General features: G+C 69.0%; 23 protein-coding genes. 7 read left to right on the top strand and 16 right to left on the bottom strand.

The window, feature by feature from the left end; all coding sequences use genetic code 11:
• Positions 1-31: 31 nt before the first annotated feature.
• Both BWO91_RS17045 and BWO91_RS17050 read left to right on the top strand, forming a co-directional pair.
• Positions 32-1,567, top strand: a complete 1,536-nt coding sequence (locus BWO91_RS17045) for a CoA-acylating methylmalonate-semialdehyde dehydrogenase (protein ID WP_079003417.1) — start codon at positions 32-34, stop codon at positions 1,565-1,567.
• Between the two features lie 228 nt (positions 1,568-1,795).
• Positions 1,796-2,086: a DUF1905 domain-containing protein gene (locus BWO91_RS17050; RefSeq protein WP_079003418.1), complete on the top strand. Its 291-nt coding sequence runs from the start codon at positions 1,796-1,798 to the stop codon at positions 2,084-2,086.
• Positions 2,087-2,157: 71 nt separating this feature from the next.
• Here the strand turns inward: BWO91_RS17050 and BWO91_RS17055 are convergent, their stop codons facing one another.
• The 10 genes from BWO91_RS17055 to fdhA form a co-directional block, all read right to left on the bottom strand.
• Positions 2,158-2,571, bottom strand: a complete 414-nt coding sequence (locus BWO91_RS17055; RefSeq protein ID WP_079003419.1) for a hypothetical protein — start codon at positions 2,569-2,571, stop codon at positions 2,158-2,160.
• A gap of 1 nt (position 2,572) precedes the next feature.
• Positions 2,573-3,883 (bottom strand): Asp23/Gls24 family envelope stress response protein, encoded by a 1,311-nt coding sequence (locus BWO91_RS17060; protein ID WP_079003420.1) that lies wholly within the window; start codon positions 3,881-3,883, stop codon positions 2,573-2,575.
• An 84-nt stretch (positions 3,884-3,967) separates the two neighbouring features.
• Entirely contained in the window at positions 3,968-4,246 is a 279-nt protein-coding gene (locus tag BWO91_RS20295) for a hypothetical protein (protein WP_240555561.1), read from the bottom strand.
• Positions 4,234-4,569 (bottom strand): hypothetical protein, encoded by a 336-nt coding sequence (locus BWO91_RS20300; RefSeq protein ID WP_240555562.1) that lies wholly within the window; start codon positions 4,567-4,569, stop codon positions 4,234-4,236. Before BWO91_RS20300 ends, BWO91_RS20295 begins: the two co-directional genes overlap by 13 nt.
• A complete protein-coding gene (locus BWO91_RS17070; RefSeq protein WP_064296819.1) occupies positions 4,569-5,144 on the bottom strand; it encodes a hypothetical protein in 576 nt (191 codons plus the stop codon). The genes BWO91_RS20300 and BWO91_RS17070 overlap by 1 nt, the downstream gene beginning before the upstream one ends.
• Entirely contained in the window at positions 5,141-5,494 is a 354-nt protein-coding gene (locus BWO91_RS17075; protein ID WP_079003421.1) for a hypothetical protein, read from the bottom strand. Before BWO91_RS17075 ends, BWO91_RS17070 begins: the two co-directional genes overlap by 4 nt.
• The gene (locus tag BWO91_RS17080; RefSeq protein ID WP_064296821.1) at positions 5,491-5,679 is read right to left on the bottom strand and encodes a DUF2273 domain-containing protein; all 189 of its coding nucleotides are present in this window, start codon (positions 5,677-5,679) and stop codon (positions 5,491-5,493) included. Before BWO91_RS17080 ends, BWO91_RS17075 begins: the two co-directional genes overlap by 4 nt.
• Positions 5,676-6,095, bottom strand: a complete 420-nt coding sequence (locus BWO91_RS17085) for an Asp23/Gls24 family envelope stress response protein (RefSeq protein ID WP_064296822.1) — start codon at positions 6,093-6,095, stop codon at positions 5,676-5,678. The genes BWO91_RS17080 and BWO91_RS17085 overlap by 4 nt, the downstream gene beginning before the upstream one ends.
• Positions 6,096-6,262: 167 nt before the next feature.
• Entirely contained in the window at positions 6,263-7,297 is a 1,035-nt protein-coding gene (locus BWO91_RS17090) for a helix-turn-helix transcriptional regulator (RefSeq protein WP_071260515.1), read from the bottom strand.
• Positions 7,298-7,652: 355 nt separating this feature from the next.
• A complete protein-coding gene (gene fdhA, locus BWO91_RS17095; RefSeq protein ID WP_071260517.1) occupies positions 7,653-8,873 on the bottom strand; it encodes a formaldehyde dehydrogenase, glutathione-independent in 1,221 nt (406 codons plus the stop codon).
• A gap of 315 nt (positions 8,874-9,188) precedes the next feature.
• Here fdhA and BWO91_RS17100 point away from each other — a divergent pair, with 315 nt between their 5' ends.
• The 3 genes from BWO91_RS17100 to BWO91_RS17110 all read left to right on the top strand — a co-directional run bounded on the left by BWO91_RS17100 (position 9,189) and on the right by BWO91_RS17110 (position 10,539).
• On the top strand, positions 9,189-9,437 hold the full coding sequence (locus tag BWO91_RS17100) for a type II toxin-antitoxin system Phd/YefM family antitoxin (RefSeq protein WP_064296825.1): 249 nt from the start codon (positions 9,189-9,191) through the stop codon (positions 9,435-9,437).
• Positions 9,434-9,694, top strand: coding sequence for a type II toxin-antitoxin system RelE family toxin (locus tag BWO91_RS17105; RefSeq protein WP_079003422.1), 261 nt, complete (start codon positions 9,434-9,436; stop codon positions 9,692-9,694). The genes BWO91_RS17100 and BWO91_RS17105 overlap by 4 nt, the downstream gene beginning before the upstream one ends.
• A 68-nt stretch (positions 9,695-9,762) precedes the next feature.
• Positions 9,763-10,539 carry an HNH endonuclease family protein gene (locus tag BWO91_RS17110; RefSeq protein ID WP_079003423.1) on the top strand — a complete coding sequence of 259 codons (777 nt, stop codon included), beginning with the start codon at positions 9,763-9,765 and terminating at the stop codon, positions 10,537-10,539.
• Between the two features lie 297 nt (positions 10,540-10,836).
• Here the strand turns inward: BWO91_RS17110 and BWO91_RS17115 are convergent, their stop codons facing one another.
• Positions 10,837-11,043 (bottom strand): hypothetical protein, encoded by a 207-nt coding sequence (locus BWO91_RS17115; protein ID WP_079003424.1) that lies wholly within the window; start codon positions 11,041-11,043, stop codon positions 10,837-10,839.
• A gap of 91 nt (positions 11,044-11,134) precedes the next feature.
• On the opposite strand from BWO91_RS17115, the gene BWO91_RS17120 reads away from it, so the two are divergent.
• Together BWO91_RS17120 and BWO91_RS17125 are read left to right on the top strand one after the other, a co-directional pair.
• Entirely contained in the window at positions 11,135-12,001 is an 867-nt protein-coding gene (locus BWO91_RS17120) for a tyrosine-type recombinase/integrase (RefSeq protein ID WP_079003425.1), read from the top strand.
• Complete coding sequence (locus tag BWO91_RS17125; protein ID WP_079003426.1) at positions 11,998-12,243, top strand: hypothetical protein; 246 nt, start codon at positions 11,998-12,000, stop codon at positions 12,241-12,243. Before BWO91_RS17120 ends, BWO91_RS17125 begins: the two co-directional genes overlap by 4 nt.
• A gap of 50 nt (positions 12,244-12,293) precedes the next feature.
• Here BWO91_RS17125 and BWO91_RS17130 read toward each other — a convergent pair whose 3' ends face one another.
• The 5 genes from BWO91_RS17130 to BWO91_RS17150 are packed head-to-tail and all read right to left on the bottom strand — an operon-like array spanning position 12,294 to position 17,890.
• Positions 12,294-12,494: a hypothetical protein gene (locus BWO91_RS17130; RefSeq protein WP_079003427.1), complete on the bottom strand. Its 201-nt coding sequence runs from the start codon at positions 12,492-12,494 to the stop codon at positions 12,294-12,296.
• Positions 12,491-12,793 (bottom strand): DUF2746 domain-containing protein, encoded by a 303-nt coding sequence (locus BWO91_RS17135; RefSeq protein WP_079003428.1) that lies wholly within the window; start codon positions 12,791-12,793, stop codon positions 12,491-12,493. The genes BWO91_RS17130 and BWO91_RS17135 overlap by 4 nt, the downstream gene beginning before the upstream one ends.
• A gap of 5 nt (positions 12,794-12,798) precedes the next feature.
• Positions 12,799-13,566, bottom strand: a complete 768-nt coding sequence (locus BWO91_RS17140) for a M23 family metallopeptidase (protein WP_079003429.1) — start codon at positions 13,564-13,566, stop codon at positions 12,799-12,801.
• Entirely contained in the window at positions 13,566-15,872 is a 2,307-nt protein-coding gene (locus BWO91_RS17145; RefSeq protein WP_079003430.1) for a hypothetical protein, read from the bottom strand. Before BWO91_RS17145 ends, BWO91_RS17140 begins: the two co-directional genes overlap by 1 nt.
• Entirely contained in the window at positions 15,869-17,890 is a 2,022-nt protein-coding gene (locus BWO91_RS17150) for a phage tail protein (protein ID WP_079003431.1), read from the bottom strand. Before BWO91_RS17150 ends, BWO91_RS17145 begins: the two co-directional genes overlap by 4 nt.
• Positions 17,891-18,045 lie beyond the last annotated feature (155 nt).

Here is an 18,045-nt window from a genome sequence, read left to right on the forward strand (position 1 = left end):
CTGCACCCCACGACGCCCAGGAGCCATCCGCATGACCACCACCGCCACGAGCACCACCCCCACCACCGACGCCGGCACGCTGCCGGTCGTCCCGCACTGGATCGACGGAGCCGAGGCCCCGTCCACCTCCGGCCGCACCGCCCCGGTCTACGACCCGGCGCTGGGCGTCGCGACGAAGCACGTCGCGCTCGCCGATCAGGATGAGATCGCAGCAGCTGTCGCATCGGCTGCCAAGGCGTTCCCGGCTTGGCGCGACCTGCCGCTGGCCAAGCGTCAGCAGATCGTGTTCAAGTTCCGTGAGCTGCTCGACGCGAAGAAGGGTGAGCTTGCGGAGATCATCACCGCGGAGCACGGCAAGGTCGTCTCCGACGCGCTGGGTGAGATCACGCGTGGGCAGGAGGTCGTGGAGTTCGCGACCGGTCTCGCGCACCACCTGAAGGGTGAGTTCTCCGAGCAGGTCTCGACCGGTGTCGACGTGTACTCCACGAAGCAGCCGCTCGGGGTCGTGGGCATCATCTCGCCGTTCAACTTCCCCGCGATGGTGCCGATGTGGTTCTTCCCGATCGCGATCGCGGCCGGGAACACGGTCGTGTTGAAGCCGAGCGAGAAAGACCCGTCCGCGGCGATCTGGCTCGCGAAGCTCTGGAAGGAAGCCGGGCTCCCCGACGGCGTGTTCACGGTGCTGAACGGTGACAAGGAGGCCGTCGACGGGCTCCTCACCCACCCCGACGTCCGCGCGATCTCCTTCGTGGGTTCCACCCCGATCGCGAAGTACGTGTACGAGACCGGCACCGCACACGGCAAGCGGGTCCAGGCCCTCGGCGGGGCGAAGAACCACATGCTGGTCCTGCCCGACGCCGACCTCGACCTCGTCGCGGACTCCGCGATCAACGCCGGCTTCGGATCCGCGGGCGAGCGCTGCATGGCGATCTCGGTGGTCGTGGCCGTCGAGCCCGTCGCGGACGAACTCATCGCCAAGATCGCCGAGCGTGCAGCCACCTTGCGGATCGGTGACGGCCGTCGGAACTGCGACATGGGACCGCTCGTGACGAAGGTGCACCGCGACAAGGTCGCCTCCTACCTCGACATCGCCGAACAGGATGGTGCGACGATCGTCGTCGACGGCCGCAACACCCCCATCGACGGCGACCCGAACGGGTTCTGGCTCGGCCCGACCCTCATCGACAACGTCCCGACGACGTCGAAGGTGTACACGGAGGAGATCTTCGGACCCGTCCTCGCGGTCGTGCGCGTGCAGTCCTACGAAGAGGGCGTCGCGCTGATCAACGGCGGGGCGTTCGGCAACGGGACCGCGATCTTCACCAACGACGGCGGTGCCGCCCGGCGGTTCCAGAACGAGATCCAGGTCGGGATGATCGGCATCAACGTGCCCATCCCCGTGCCGGTCGCGACGTTCTCCTTCGGCGGGTGGAAGGACTCGCTGTTCGGCGACACCAAGGCCCACGGCGCCGAGGGCGTCCGGTTCTTCACCCAGCAGAAGGCCATCACCTCCCGCTGGCTCGACCCCTCCCACGGCGGCATCAACCTCGGCTTCCCCCAGAACTGAGGTTCCCGGCCCCTCGGCAGTGCTCCTCGCGAGCCTGCCGAGGGGCCGAGTGCTTCCGGGGGCCCTCGACAAGCGGGCCCTAAGCCTGTCGAAGGGCGGGAGCGGGGTAGGAAACGCGGTCCCTGAGCCTGTCGAAGGGCGGGACCAGGGACGGTCCCGCCCTTGCCACGGGTCGGACTCAGCCGCGACAATGGCCACGCCGACCACGACCGACGAGGGGCGCCACCGATGGCCATCGAACCGACCGAGCTCGACCACCGCTTCACCACGCCGATCGGCGTCGATGTGAAGGGCGACGTCTGGTCCTGCGTCGAGATGCCCGGCTCGGCCGAGTTCTTCGGCACCGGCAAATCCGTCCGCGTCGACGCGATCGTCGACGGTGTCGAGCTGCCGAACGTCGGCCTCATGCCGACCGGCTCCGGTGGTCACATGTTGTCCATCAGTGCGAAGCTCCGGAAGCGCCTCGGCAAGGACATCGGCGACACCGTCGACGTCCACCTCACCCGCCGCCTGAGCTGAGCACAGGAGATCCGCGCGACAGCAGGAGATCCTGAGGGAGAACCTCCTGCTGCCGCGCGGATCTCCGGTGCTCAGCCGCCCGTGACCTGGCGGATGAGGTCCTGGATGAACGGCACCACGTCGGACGCCTGGTCGACGCCCGCGAAGGCGACCGCCAGCAGCGGCCACAGCGACACGAGGAGCGCCGAGATCACCGCGGCGACGGCGAGCACCCAGGAGAGTGCGCCGTTGCGACTGCGGACGCACCCGAGCAGGAACAGCAGCGCGAGGACGTACCCGATGAGGAGCGCGACCACGATGCCGCCGACCGGGACGTCGAGCGCACCGACCGTCGCGCCGTCGGCGGCGCCGATGAGCCCGAGGATCGGGATGAGCACGCCGACGACGATGAGCACGAGCAGGACGACACCCGTGATCGCAGCGGCCCACACGGCACGCGGACGCGGACGCGCACCGTACGACGTGCTCCGGCTGAAGAGCGGCATGTCACTGCTCCTTCGCCGGCGCCGCAGCTTGGGTGGCCGTGACCTCGGCGGGAGCGTCCGCCACCTCGTCGACGTCGGCGACCTTCGGGGCAGACTGCTCGGGCGCGTCCTCGCCGTCCAGCTCGGGGGCCGAAACCGGGTCGGCATCCGGGCCCGTCGCGACGGGCTCTTCCGCCGGAGCGTCCTGGATCGCGTCAGCCGCCCCGGCGGGCTCAGCATCGGCGAGGTTCGGGTCGGCGCCGTGCGTCACCTCCTCGGCGACGGTCGCGAGCGAGTCGGCCGCGGTGGCAAGCTGACGGGCGGCCTCGGCGAGTTCCTCCGACACCACCGCATCGGTCGGTTCGCCGCCGACGTCGCCGTCAGTCACGAGCTCGCCGTCGGCACCGGCGGCCGGGCCCGGCTGCCCGTCTCCCAGCGACCGGCCGTCGTCGCCCTCGGACCGACCGGTCCGCTGCTCCACCGCGTCACCAGCGGCGTCGGCCAGGTCGGCCGCTCGGGCTCGCGCCGAGTCCTCCGCGTCCGATGCAGCAGCCTTCGCCGTGCCGAGGGCATCCCCGGCGGCCTCTGCCGCATCGCCGATCGCGGCACCCGTCGCGGACGTCGCATTGCCGACGGCGGCCTTCGCGTCGTCGATCGCCTCGCCCGGATCGGGCTCGATCGGGTCGAAGGGGCCGTGGATGTCGGTGACCGTGATGTCGATGTCGACCGGTCCCGGGTGGCGGGCCTCCAGCGCGGCCGCGACGTCGGCCCGGACCGTGTCCGCGACCTCGTCGATGCTGGCCGGGTACTCGGCCACCAGTGAGACGTCGACGTTCAGCACGTCCTCGTCGGCCAGGACGTTGACGCCGGGGACGGCGGTGCGACCGAGCAGGCGGGTGCGGGCGCTGTCGATGGCGCGGGCCGTCGGGGAACCGAGGGCGTGCACGCCGGGGACCGTCTCGGCCGTCGTGGCGATGACCTGGGCGAGTTCGTCGGCCTCCTGCTCACGTCGCCGGCCGGAGTCGAGCTCGACCACCGGTGCGTCCGCCGCTTCCGGCGGAGCCACCGACTCCGACACCGACACCGTCGGCGTCTCGACGGAGACCGAGTCGGCCACAGCCGGTTCAGCGGTCTCCGGACCAGCGACAGCCCCGTTCGCCGGCGCGACCACAGGAGCGGGCGCGGTCCCACCCGCGTGCTCGCCGTCGTGCGACTCGATGCGACGGACCTCGTCATCGGGATGCGCGGGCACGAGCACCGTCGGGTGCTCCGCCCGGACCTCGGCCGGGGTGGGGATGTGCTGCTGGTCCGGGTGCTTCGTGTCGTCGCTCATGCGATCCTCCTCGCACCGCGTCGGCGGTGCATCGGTCCTACTGCTGTCGGTTCGGGTGCCGCGGCGGCACCGCGGGGTGTCGGGTCAGACGACCCGGTTCGTGCTGGCGAGCCGTGTGCGCAGCCCGCTGACGATCTGGATGACCACCGGGGTGGAGGTCCCGAGGACGCCGTCCCACTCGTGGACGGCCGCCTCGATGTCGCGCCGCAGCTGGACGGGCGAGGCGCCGCGACGAGCGTGTGCGGTGAGGCGCAGCGTGGACTGCTTGCGGATCCGGAAGCCGGTGACGTCGACGGAGACCACGTCGGGGTTGCGCCCGATCGCCTCTTCGAGGACCTGCTCGGCGACCTTCACGTCGAGCACGACGCGACCACCGGTCGGGTGTCCTTCGTCCGCTGCTCGTCGACCTGCAGCAGCGTTCCGGTGTGCCCGCGGCCCTGCCGGAACACGAACCAGAGGATGACGAGGATGAGCAGCAGGGCGACGACCGCCGCGACCCACAGGATCCACGGCTGGGCGTCGATGGTGTCGTTCGTCGGTCCGACGGCCCGCTCGGCGTTCTCGCTGATCGTCCGCTGCACGTCAGGCAGAAGCGCCCCCACGGACAGGGCCGCGCCGGCCGCGAGGACGACGAGTCCGACCACGAAGATGAAGAACCGGTTGAGGAAGCGATTCGTGGAGTTCATCAGGCCACCGTTCCCTTGCTACTCACGCGGACCTTGGCGCGGAGCGCCGGCCGGTAGTCGTAGGACGCGACCTCCGCGTCCACGGCCTGCTGGATCTCGCGCTGGTCGACGCGTCGACCGCTCGTCGGCGTGACGTCGACGCGGGCGCTCCTGGCGCCGACGCTGACACTCACCTGCGAGGGGTCGATGTCACCGGCGTACGAGGCGACGCGGGCGAGCGACTGCGCGATCACCCGGTCGTCCACGACCGCCGCCGTGCGCTCGGCGATCGACCCGCGACGCCCTTGGCGGGCGGGAGCCAGCGACAGGACGATCAGCACGAGGCCGACGATCGCCGCGACCGCGCCGATGGCGACGAGGAGTGGGGCCGGGGCGGTCGCCGCGGTCAGCACCGCGGTGACGATGTCCTTCGGTGCGACGAGGAGCGCCGGCTGCCCGATCGCGGCCAGGACCGACTCGGTGCCGAGCCAGGCGAGCACGAGCGCGAGGATGATCGCGATCGTGATCGCGAGCGTCGACCGCGGCGAGTGGGTCTCGCGACGCACCGCGCGGCGGTACAGGGCTGGGGTGCTCACAACACCCTCCTTCGTACTTCGAGCTTCGCGCCCGTGATGTGGAGGTCGACGCGTCCGATCGTCGACCCGGTCAGGTCCAGGCACCGCTCACGGATGCTGGTCTGTGCGCGTGCCAGGCGTTCGAGGACGGTTCCCGAGGTCCGGGATCCGGCGCCGAGCGGCGACACGTGGATGGGCGTGCTCGCGGTGACCGTGAGGGCCCCCTGGGCGTCGGAGAGCTCGACCGAGACCTCCGACGCCCGCACACCGAGTTCCTCCGCGGTGACGGCAGACACGACGCGACGCACGGCGCGGGAGCTGATCGTGTTGCGACCATGCACGGCCTGTTCGGCCGTCACCGCCGCGGTCACGACGACCGCCGCCCGCGGAGCGCGTCGGCGACACCGCGCAGGTCGAGCTTGCCCTCGAGCACGCGTCCGATGCCGAATCCGATCAGCATGAACAGTGCGACGAGGATCATGCTCCAGAACCCGAATGCCACGGCCGCCAGCGCCAGGACGGCACCGACGAGGATGCCGCGATCGGTCGTGGTCACTGGACGCGGCTCTCGTCAGCGTCGTTGTCGTCGTCCGACGGGATGTGGACGTCGGCGACGGTCACGTTGACCTCGGTGACGTCCATGCCGACGACGTTCGAGATCGCGTCGGTGACGCTGCGACGGACGTCGTCCGCGACGCGCTGGAGGTCGACGGGGTACTCGGCGACGATCACGATGTCAGCGGCGACCTGCTTCTCGCCGACCTCGACCGAGACGCCCTGACCGCGGTCCTGAGCGTTGATGGCGTTGCGGATGGCGCCGATGGCGCGAGCCGCTCCGCCACCGAGGTCGTGCACGCCGGGGACCTCGCGGGCTGCGATGCCGGCGACCTTCTGGACGACGCCATCGGCGATGACGTTCTTGCCCGTGGAGGTCGTTGCGGCGTGGTTCGCGGTGTCGGTGGTGTTCGACATGGTGTTGCTCCTTCGGTGTCTGGTGGTGCTGGTTCACGCTCCGGGTGTCCGGCGGCGGTGCCCGTGTTGCGGGCGACATCTATGAGACTGCGCGTCACGCCCGAATCTCACGGTCCGTCTCGAACTTTTCCGGAAGCACTCATTTTTTGGATATCCGGCGACGGGCGTCAGCCGCGCAGGGTCTGGCTCGGGCCCTCGCCGAAGCGGTTCCGGTAGGCGGAGGCGAAGCGTCCGAGGTGGACGAAGCCCCACCGCTTCGCGACCTCACCGACCGTCGTCTCCTGCGGCGAGCTCTCGGCGAGCTCGCGACGGGTGCGGTCGAGGCGGATGTCGCGCAGGTAGGCGGTGGGCGACATGCCGAGTTCGCGACGGCAGTGGAGCTGCAGCGTCCTCGTGTGCAGCCCGGCCGCCTTCGCCGCGTCGGCGGGCGTGATGGGCTCCGCCGCGTGATGGTGCAGGTACTCGACCGCGAGGCGCGTGCGCGCCATCGAAGGCTCGCGGAGCGGCTCCGGCAGGTCGACCACCGCCCACGGTGCGAGCTGGAGCAGCGCGAGGGCGAGCGGTCGTTGGGCGTTCATACGGAGCAGCGGAGGCGCCGTCTCGTCGGTGAGCACCGGCGTGGAGGCGTTCAGCGCCACGCGCCAGCGCTCGATCGCCTCGGGTGTCGGCGTCGCCTCGAGATCGAAGGACACCTGCTGACTCGGGCCGGCGTGGATCTCGGTCGCGATGTCTTCGAGGTACGGGGCGGAGAAGAGCACGGAGTTCTGCCGGTGCGGGGTGAGGTGCACCGTGTACGGCCGGTGGAACGGGAGGACGAACGGGTGTCGCGGGATCTCCATCCGTTGGCCGTCGCGGCGCACGATCCAGCCGCCGCCGGTCGTGACCCACGAGACCACGTAATCCGTGAGGCCCGGGGTCTCGCCGGTGACGTGTCCGGTCATCGTCGCGGTGCGGAGCGAGACACGGTCGTCGCCGATCGACACCCACTGGAACGAGAACGGCTCGGTGCCGCGGGTGACGGTGAAGCGGCTGCCGTCGTAGGCGCGCTCGTAGTTCTGCCGGGCGGTGGCCGGGTCGTCGCCGCTGACCGTGACCTTGCGGATCGGAACCGTCGACGCCGTACTGCTCGCACTGCCGAGCAGTGGGCTGGTGTCCGAGTCGCTCTCCGGATCTGATTCGGATGCGAGGAAGGAGTGTTGCATGGTCGTCCTTGTGCGAGTGGGGGTCTCTTCGTCGCGGGACGGGCCCCAAGGCCCCGTCGGTTTCCCGCGTCATTGGAGAGACGGACCGAGAGGAGGGAATCTCACGGTTCACTCAGCAGTTCGTCAGACAACGCCGTTCCGGATGCCCTGCGGCAGGCGTTCGGGTGAAAAATCAGTAGTCGGGACCCCCGGTCCCCGCGCCACTCCTCCCGGTCCCTGCGCCACTCCTCCCGGTCCCTGCACCACTCCACCCCGGTCCCTGAGCTTGTCGAAGGGCAGCCGAAAGCGCCCGTTCCGTCGTCCTGAAGCGCTCCAGACGACGCAACGGGCGCTCTCGGTGATGTCCCCGTGCCTCCTACGCGGCGTCCAGATACCCGTTCGGGTTGAGGACGAACTTCTGCGCAGCCCCCGCGTCGAACTCCGCGTACCCGCGCGGGGCGTCGTCGAGGGTGATCGCGGTCGCGTTGACGTTCTTCGCGATGTGGACCTTGTCGTGCAGGATCGCCATCATGAGGCCGTGGTTGTACTTCATCACCGGGCACTGACCGGTGGTGAACGACAGCGACTTCGCCCAGCCGGTACCGAGACTCAGCGAGAGCGCACCCTTCTTCGCGGCCTCGTCGATGCCACCCGGGTCGCCCGTCACGTAGAGTCCGGGGATGCCGAGCGCACCGCCGGCCGCCGTGATGTCCATGAGCGAGTTGAGCACCGTCGCCGGGGCTTCGTGACCCGCGTCGCCACCGTGACCACGAGCCTCGAACCCGACGGCGTCGACCGCGCAGTCGACCTCCGGGACGCCGAGGATCTGTTCGATCTGCTCCCCCGGCTCACCCTTGGTGAGGTCGACGGTCTCGCAACCGAAGCTCCGCGCCTGCGCCAGCCGGTCGGCGTTCATGTCGCCGACGATGACTGCAGCGGCGCCGAGGAGCATGGCCCCGGTCGCTGCGGCGAGTCCGACGGGACCCGCGCCCGCCACATAGACGGTCGATCCGACGCCGACGCCCGCCGTCACCGCACCGTGGAAGCCGGTCGGGAAGATGTCGGAGAGCATCGTGAGGTCCATGATCTTCTCGAGCGCCTGGTCGCGGTCCGGGAACTTCAGGAGGTTCCAGTCCGCGTAGGGCACGAGCACGTACTCGGCCTGGCCGCCGACCCAACCACCCATGTCGACGTAGCCGTAGGCACTGCCCGGGCGGTCGGGGTTCACGTTGAGGCAGATGCCGGTCTTGCGCTCCTTGCAGTTGCGACAGCGACCGCAGGCGATGTTGAAGGGCACCGAGACGATGTCGCCGACCTTGATGAACTCGACATCCGGTCCGACCTCGACCACCTCGCCGGTGATCTCGTGTCCGAGGACGAGGTTCGGCGGTGCCGTGGTGCGGCCGCGGACCATGTGTTGGTCGGAGCCGCAGATGTTGGTCGCGACGGTCTTGAGGATGGCGCCGTGCGGGACTTTCCGGCCGACGTTGGCCGGGTTCACCCCCGGTCCGTCCTTGAGTTCGAAGGTGGGGTAGTCGATGTCGATGACCTCGACGACACCCGCTGCTTTGTAGGCGACAGCTCTGTTACCTGACACGTGATCCTCCTTGATCGCGGGCGCCCGTTGTGGGGCACCCTGTGTCTGCTCGACCCTATCCCGCCAGCGTCCGCAGCGGCAGGGGCGGACGTCCTTCGGTGGCCGCATCAGTCCGGTCCCTGAGCCTGTCGAAGGGCTGCCACCCCGTCCGCTCCCCGATCACTTCCGCCGGTCCCTGAGCTTGTCGAAGGGCACCCCTGTGGAGAGCGCGCTCGGTCGTCGGTACACCTTTGTCTAGGCTCCTCTGAAGCCGTCGAACCACACCTCGGCCACCCCCTCATGTACAGACGGAGGCCCAAAACGTACACTTGCGACATGTCCCGGATCAACGTCACCGAAGCTCGCGCGAAGTTCTCCGAACTCATTGCGCGATCCCACACCGAAGCCGTCTTCGTGGAGCGACGCGGGCGCGCAGAGGCCGTCATCATCAGTCCCGAACAGTACGACCGGATGATGGAGGCGCTCGAAGACGCCGAGGACGCCCGTGCCTTCGATGCGGCGATGGCCGAGGAGGGCGACAGCATCCCGTGGGCGCAGGCGAAGGCCGACCTCGGCTGGGAATGAGTCGATACGACATCGAGCTGCGGCCGGCCGCGATCAAGGCGCTCCGCAGGATCGACCATCAGGACCAGCGACGCATCCGGGCCGCGATCGCTCTGCTTGGGGAGAACCCGCGCCCGCCGAGTGCCACGGCGTTGCAAGGACGCCCCGGCTTCCGTGTCAGGGTGGGTGACTATCGGATCGTGTACACGATCGATGACGGTGTGCTCCTCGTGGTCGTCATCACGCTCGGCCATCGGAGCGACGTCTACCGGGGCTGACGTCCGGCGACCTCGTGTCGGCGCCCGCCTCTACGCTGGTGGAGCAGACCCCGAGGAGAGCACCCAGCATGAAGAAGACTCCCTTGGCGTTGCTCGTCGCGCTCCTTGCAGCCGTCGTGGTGCTCGTCGCGACGCAGGTCGACGGCGGGATCGTGTTCGGCGAGCCGGGGTCACCAGCGCCGACGTCGCTCGCACCCACGCCCGCGGCGGTCAGCCCGAGCGCACGGGCATCGCTCGAGGCCGCCGGTTTCGCCGCCGTGGACGCGTCCGGGCAGTTCGTCGTCTCGGCCGCCGCAGTCGAAGACGCGCTGGCCGACGTCGACACCGCCACCCAGGTGGCCACCGGCTACGACCGGGACCGGTTCGGTCAGCGCTGGGCCGACATCGACCGCAACGGCTGCGACACCCGCAACGACGTGCTGGCGCGCGACCTCGTCGACGTCACCTTCAAGCCGGGGACCCGCGACTGCGTCGTCCTCACCGGCGTTCTGCACGACCTCTACACGGGGTCGACGATCGACTTCCAGCGCGGTGAGCGGTCGAGTCAGCTCGTGCAGATCGACCACGTCGTGCCGCTCGCGTGGGGTTGGCGTCACGGCGGGAACACGTGGACGGAGCAGCAGCGGGAGCAGTTCGCGAACGACCCGATCAACCTGCAGGCCGTCGACGGCGCGACGAACTCGTCGAAGTCGGACTCCGGCCCCGGCGATTGGATGCCGCCCGCGGCCGCCTCGCACTGCGAGTACGCGGCGCGGTTCGTCCTCGTGCTGATGGCGTACGACCTCACGGTCGACGACGCCGACCGCCAGGCACTCACGGGCACGCTGGGCAGCTGCCGGGCGTAGCGACGTGTGGGAGCCGCACGAGAAGAGGACGAACGCCCGAGAACCGGACGTTTTATGCGATTCCATCCGCTTCTCGCGCCGATATCCTGCTGGCAGGCGGCATGAAAAAAGCGGCCCACCGAAGTGGACCGCTTTTCACAATGTGCGCCCGAAGGGATTCGAACCCCCAACCTTCTGGTTGGGAGTCGATGCGACCCGCGAACGAGGCACGTCTAGCGTAATGGAGCTGTCAAACGGAGCCGCCAGCCTAGGGCTTCTCCTCATCCTGGCGCTGCGGTCGGTGAGCGCGTGAGCAGGTCAAACAGCGAGACCCACGAAGAGCCCTACGAGAGCAACTACTGCTCCGCTCACGGTGAGAGCGAGCGTTCCGCGCCCAGCCGTCGGGATCGTGTACAGGCCGGAGCCGGGCGTCTTCTCACGCATTCGCCCCGTGTAGGTGATCACCCCTCCTACGACGGTCAGGGCGAATCCGATGATGCCAAGGGCGATTGCGAGAGTGATCATGCGCACAGCGTAGCCCTGCCCTCATTGACCGATATCGAGTCGTGATGAACGCCCCCGCCGATGCCCCCTTTTCAGCGGGGAGGCTGTCGTGATGATTACCGCACCATGGATCCAAGCCATTGACCAGTTCTGCATCGCCCAACGTTCGGCGGGCCTGCGCGAGACGAGCATCCGGGCTCGCCGCGAGCATCTCCAGCATCTCGCACGCCGGGTCGATGTCGGCCCGTGGGAGGTCACCAAGCACATCCTCGTGCAGTACACCGGCTCGCAGTCGTGGATGCCCGAGACCCGGCGAGGACGCCGATCGACGTTCGCCGAGTTCTGGAAGTGGGGCAAGCGCTTCGGCTACGTGGACCGCTCGCCGGTCAAGGCCCTCCCGAAGGTGAAGGCCACGAAGGGCAAGGCCAGGCCGATCCCGGAGCCGCTCTACCGGCAGTCGCTCGCGCGCGCCGATGACCGGACGGGCCTCATGCTGCGCCTGGCGCACGATGCCGGGATGCGGCGCGGCGAGATCGCCGTCGTCCACTCCCGGGACCTCGCCGAGGATCTCCTCGGCTGGTCGCTCCTCGTGCACGGCAAGGGCGGCAAGCTCCGCGTCGTCCCCCTCACTCGTCGGCTCGCGCTCGATCTCCGTGCCCTCGGCGAGGGCTACGCCTTCCCGGGCGCGATCGACGGGCACCTGTCGGCGCGCCGGGTCGGCGAGCTGGCGATCGACGTGCTCCCGGACGGCTGGACGATCCACAAGCTCCGCCACAGCTTCGGCACGAGGGCACTCAAGGAGAGCGGCGGCAACGTCCTCATCGTGCAGGAACTCATGGGGCACGCCTCAGCCGACACGACGCGGATCTACACCGAGATCGACCCCGACGACGTGCGCGCCGTGGTCGATTCGGCCTACGACAAAAGTGTCAACGCTGGGTTGACACCGAAATTAAGACTCCTGGAGGGCGTGGCATGAGTGTTGAGACGGACGAATTCCTCGCCATGGTGAGGCGAATGATCCGACGGGCCGGAGAGCGCGTCGGGGACGCCGACGAGCCCGAACTCGCCCAACTCGTGGCCTTGCGCGACGACCTGGAGCGAGCGATCGCCACTGCGGCCACCGGCCAGCGCTCGATTGGACGGTCGTGGGCGGAGGTCGCCCGAGGCCTCGGGACCTCGCGGCAGGCCGCACACGCCCGGTACGCGGCACGTCAGTAGCGGCACGAGCAACGCCCCTCGCCGGGTTGGCGAGGGGCGTTGTGCTGTCCTCAGGCGGCGTGTGCGCCACGCTTCGGGGTGTTGGCGAGGGCCAGGCCTCCAGTGACGCCGAGGACGGCACCGGCTGCGACGACCCACAGGCCCGCCTCAGCGGCGTCGAGGACCCCTCGGATGACGAGGATCGGCGCTGCGGCTACGGCGATGCCGTAGGCCCACTGTCGGACGCCCACGGGGACGTTGGGGAGCTTCATGGTTTCTTCCTTCCTTCGAGGCGGAGGAGCCGCCTGTCCTGTTTGAACTGGGTCTTGCGGATGAGGCGCACGTCCGATTTCATGCCGCCCACATCCCGGGCGAGGGTCTTGAGGAGATCCGCGTTCTCCTCGTGCTTGTCGTCCAGGTCGTCGCGGAGGTTCACCTTGTGATGGTTCGCGACCTGTGTGCGGATGCCGTTCACCTTCCGGTTGATGAGCAAGCCGAACACGCCCGCCGCTGCGGCGGCGAGAGTCGTCGCGCCGCCCTGGATGAGCGAGATGATGACCTGCTCACTCATGGCCGCTACCCGGCCGCGCGGACGGCCAGGAACCCGGCGTAGTTCACCGAGTACTGACGCTCGACCGGCGAGAGTGCCGCGACCGCTGCGGCGCTGTACGGGGCGATGCGCTGCGCCCCGTCGAACTTGAAAATGCCGCGCTTCCGCATGGCCTCCTGGAAGTCCGACGGCGACATCTCGACCACGGGGACGCCCCGCTTGTTCCCGGCCGCGAACTCGCCGCCGTTGACCGGCCACATCGGCCGGGCCGGGTCGTCGAGGTCGAGGCCGAACACGCGCGAGTCGGTGCGGTCGGCGGGGTAGGTGTGAACGATGTTTGCCATGCTGTCCTCCTGATATGGGGTTGGGGCGGGTTGACCGGCCATGGGACCGCCCGCCATGTAGAGAAGTGGATCGACGGCGATGCCGCCGACGTGGTACTCCTGGTGGCCGTGAACGAACCACCCGGCGATTGATCCCCACGGGCCACCCGTGCGGCCCATCACGCCGATGTCGTCGCCCTGCTCGACCTCGTAGCCGACGCCGACCGCGAGGCGATCCATGTGGGCGATGAGGCTCTCGGAGCCGTCGGGGTGCGCGATGATGACGCGGAGGCCGTAGGTGCCGGACCATCCTGCGGCGGTGACCTTGCCCGCTGCGGGGGCGACCATGCGGAGATCCTCGGCGGTCGAATTGCCGTGTCCGATGTCGATTCCGACATGCGGCCGGCTGCGGCCTGCGTCCTCCCCGTGACGGGTGGTGATGCCCCCTCGGGCGGTCTTGATGAGCTGCATTAGTTCAGTCCTTTCAGGATGTCGGCGTTGAGTTCGGCGAACGAGGCGGAGCCGATGATCGCGTTCCACTGGGCGAAGGTGCGCGTACCGAGGGCGGTGTTGAGCTGCTCGAACGGGATGCCCGTGGAGATCTCCGTCAGGGCGACATCGACGATCCACCGCGTCGGGGTGATCGTGTGCTTGAGGCCGATGATGCGGGCGGTGACGACGAGCTTGCCGCGCTTGACCCGTACCCGGTCGTAGATCTCCAGCGCGAGCGCCTTGCCGGGGTTCTCCTGCGCGTTCCACTGGAACCCGGTGATCGTGCGGGCGGTGCGGGCGCGCTCGGCGAACACGTCGTTGGCGCGCTCGGCGAGGGCCGACTCGAACCCGGGACCGGTGTGGATGGTCGTGTCGAGCTGGTCGCCTCGAACGCCCCACCGGTCGATGCCGGTGGCGTCGTCGAACGTTGTGGCGCTGTCGTCGGCGTCCCACCCCTTGTCGCCGGGCTTGGCTCCGTGCTGCTGGAGCGTGAGCGCGGTGACGAGGCCCTTGGTGTCGAACGATGTGTCGATGTCGGTGTAGGCGAACGTCAGCGGGTCGCCGAGCTCGGCGGGGTTGTCGGTCCACGAGCCGACGATCTCGTCCGGGGCGGAGTAGGCGCGGAACTGGGCGATGCCGTGGCTGTCCACCCACCAGTACGCCCCGGTGCTGTTGCACGCGAGGTCGAAGTGGGACGCGAGCGATCCCTCGTAGACGGTGCTCTGGAGGCGGAAGGGATCGACGCGGCCGGTCTCGACGATCGTCACCGGCTGGATCTGCATCGAGAGGAACTGGTTGGGCTGGAAGGCGACCGCTGCGCCGTTGGTGATCTGGACCGTGTGCGTCGTGCCGGTGGCCGTGAACTGGTAGGTCACGAGAGCGACGCCGTTCGGCGTGAGCGGCAGGGCGGTCGCCGGGCCGACGCCGACCCCGGCGACGCCGATGCGGAGCGAGGGCGCTGCTGCCGTGGTGTTCTCCCAGATGGTCGCGTTGACGCTCACCCGGTAGGTTGCGCCGGGCGTGAGGCCACGGAGGACCCGCTGGACGCCGAGGGTGCCGATCGCCGCGGTGAGTGCGGCCGTGCGGCGGTACAGGACGTACAGGGCGGATCGGCGGGGCCACACGGTCGGCGGGACATCGACGGCGGAGTCCTTGAACTGTTCGGGCACGATGGAGCCGCTGAGCGCCGTCCACCCATCGACGCCGCTGCGGGTGTAGACCACCCGGGAGGTCGTACCTCGAGGCAGGTCCGTCGGCACGGGCGAGGAGGCGGCGAGGCGGCGGATGCGGTCCTCCCAGTTCTCGAACCCGCCTTCGGCGATCGCGCCGTAGCGCTTGGTGTTGGCGAGGGGCTGCACGTTGTCGGTCGCGAGAAGGGTCGTGAAGATCTGCGACCGGCCGGTGTTCTTGTCCAGCTCCTCGCGCTGCTGGAGATCGACGATCGTGCCGGTGAATACGGCGTCGGGCTCGGTCGGGAGCATCTCGACGCGGAACCCGGTGACGCTGTACGCGCCGACGTTGCGGGCCGGTCCGGCCGGGAAGGTGATCCGCTTGGTGCCGAGGACGACCACCGTGTAGATGCCGGTGGTCTCGGCTGCGAGGAACTCGACGGACGGGAGGTCGGTGTACCGGGTGGCATCGACGCGGCGGGGCTCGCCGACGTCGATCACCTGATAGTCGGTGAACGTGGACACGGGGCTCCAGAGCACCTGAAACTGCATCGGGACGGCCTCCTCAGCCGACCAGTCGTTCATCCGCATACTCACCCGGTAGCGGCGCCCTGTCTGGAGCGAGGCGGCGGGGATCTCCTTCATCTGCCGTGCGCCGCCGCTGTACCCGCTGGAGAAACCGGTGTTGATGGTCGTCGGCCCTGCGGTGCCGATCGACCGCCCCACCCAGCTCCAGCGGTTCCCGGCAGGCACCCCGTCGAGCGCGGGGCGGTTCTGCAGCCGGGTCGCCACGCTTCCGGCTCCGGCCGACGCCGTCTTGAAAAAGGCGTCGGTCGGTGGCACTGGTTCGGCGAGGGCGATCGCGCCGGGCCGGGCGTTCCGACCGGCGATCCGGATAGGGGTGTTGGGGCGGAGCTGCGCGGCAATCTCCAGGTCCATCGCCCCGTAGAGATCGACGGACATGGTGCCGACGGCGATCTGATTGGCGACGCCGGTCCGCTTGCCGCCGCGCTGGGCGGTCGCTCGGGTGGCCTTGGATGCGAGGTTCTGCCAGACGCCCGCTGAGTCCTGATAGGCGACATCGAACGACTCGACGACGGGCCGTTCCCGGATCATCGGTCGGTCCCGTTCTGGCGCTCGAACTCGTCGATCGCCTCGACGACGGCGCGGCCGACCTCGGCGTTCGGCGCGATCGCCTCGACCTTGATGTTGTACGTCCGGCCTCCGTCGCCGACGCCGTAGTCGCCGGGGATCTCGCCGGGGCCGGTGCCCGCGAACGAGTAGGAGAGATCCGGGGTGAAGGCGTCGGACACGGCGGAGGACACGGCTCTCATGGCGTCCATGACGGGCTGCATCCGGCGCAGACCGCGCGCGAGGCCCTTCATCGACCAGTCGCCCATCTTGTCGAATACCTTCGACGGGGAGGCGATCCCGAGGAGCTTCTTCGCGAAGGAGATCGCGTCCCCGATGACCCGCTTGATGACGTTGATGACGGCGTTCGCCATGCCGGAGATACCGCCGACGAGGCCGCTGATGATGTTCTGGCCGAAGGAGGCCATGGACCCGAGGAGCCCTGAGATCGCCCCCATGATCGCGCCCGGCATCCCGGCGAAGAATGATACGACGTTCGAGATCGCGGTCTGGACGCCGGTCTTGAATCGGACCATCGTCATCGTGATGTTGGACGCCATTTCGGTGAAGAACGAGACCATCCCGGCCGCGTGCGTCTTGACGGTGTTGACCACATCGCCGAAGAACGAGGACACGAGATCCCACGTCTTGGTCCAGCCGTCAGAGACGGTCTGGAGCGCCCCTTGGAAGTCACCCGAGAGCACCTGTCCGAAGGCCTTCACTGCGCCGGTGAGGGCCACGGCGAGGAGGTCGGCGACGAGCTTGATGATGTCGATGAAGATCAGGAAGACGGGCATCATCAGGCCGAGCCCGTTGGTGATGAGGTCAGTGATGGGCGGGAGGAGCGCCGTGAGGATGCCGATGAGCGGCTCCAGGACGGGGATGAGGAGGCCGACGACGGTGGTGGCGAGTTCGACGAGCGGGGCCAGGAGCGGCAGGAGCGCCACGAATACCTGTGCGAGGGACTCGGCGAGGAGCGAGGCGAGCGGGATGAGCTGCGGGAGGATCGTCCCGAGACTCTCGGACAGTGCCGCCCCGAGTTCGCCGAAGGCGCTCATGAGCTGCGGGAGGATCGGCTGGAGGGCCTCGAAGATGATCGCGAGCGGCGAGACGGTGGTCACGAGTTCGACGACCTTGGACACGAAATCGGCGATCGGCGATCCGCCTGACGTGAGGCCGGTGACGAACCCGTTCACACCGTCGATGATCTTCTGGAACGCCGGACTGTCGCCGATGGTCTGGAGGAACTCGTTGACCTTCCCGAGGACGAGGGTCGCGGCCGGGAGGAGGCCGACGACGAGTCGCTCGCCGAGGTCGCCGAAGCTGTTCTTCACCTTCTCCCAGGTGCCGAGGAAGGTGTTGCCGAAGGCCTCAGCCGAGCCGCCGAACTGGGTGTTGAGTTCGCCGAGGATGACGGACTGAGCGCCTGCGACATCGCCGGTCTCGACGAGGGCCTTGATGAGGTTCTTCTGGTCGTCGGTGAGCTGGACACCGACCTTGGACAGCGCGCCGATACCGGCGATCGGGTCGTTGAGCGCCTTGCCGACAAGGGTGGCCGACCCGGCCATGTCCTTCCCGAGCGCGACCGACATGTCGAGGGCGCTCTTGGTGGCGGCGTCGAACGTGGTGCCCTTGATGTTGGTGAAGGTGAGGAGGACGTTCTGCCCCGCCTGCGTGGTCTCAGCCTCGACGCCGGTCAGCTTTTCGAGGGAGTCGGCGAGGCCGTTGATCTGCTCCAGGGACCGCTGCGCTGCGCCCCCGGTGGACTGGAGGGCGGCGGAGGTCTGAGCGTTCAGGCGCTCGACCTCGGCGACGGCGGCAAAGCTGTCCTTGAGCACCTTGCCGACGGCCAGGCCGATCCCGGCGAGGGCTGCGCCTGCGGCGATGCCGACCCCGGCGAGGCCCTTGGTCAGGCCGCCCATCTTGTCGCCGATTCCAGCCATGTCCTTGCCGAGCTTCTGCGTGTCGGCGAGGACGGAGATGACGATCGTTTGACCGGCCATGGTGTCTCTTTCTGTGGGCGTCCCGCCCCTCGGGTGACCGCGAGGGGCGGGACGGGTTTCATCGGCGGCGGCGCTGCGCCGCGTTCATTGCGCGAACCAGGCGGTCGCGTTGCTCCCATGTCAGGGCGAAGTACTCGGCGGGCGTGTAGTGGAAG

The organism is Plantibacter flavus (genome assembly GCF_002024505.1).
Lineage (GTDB): Bacteria > Actinomycetota > Actinomycetes > Actinomycetales > Microbacteriaceae > Plantibacter > Plantibacter flavus_A.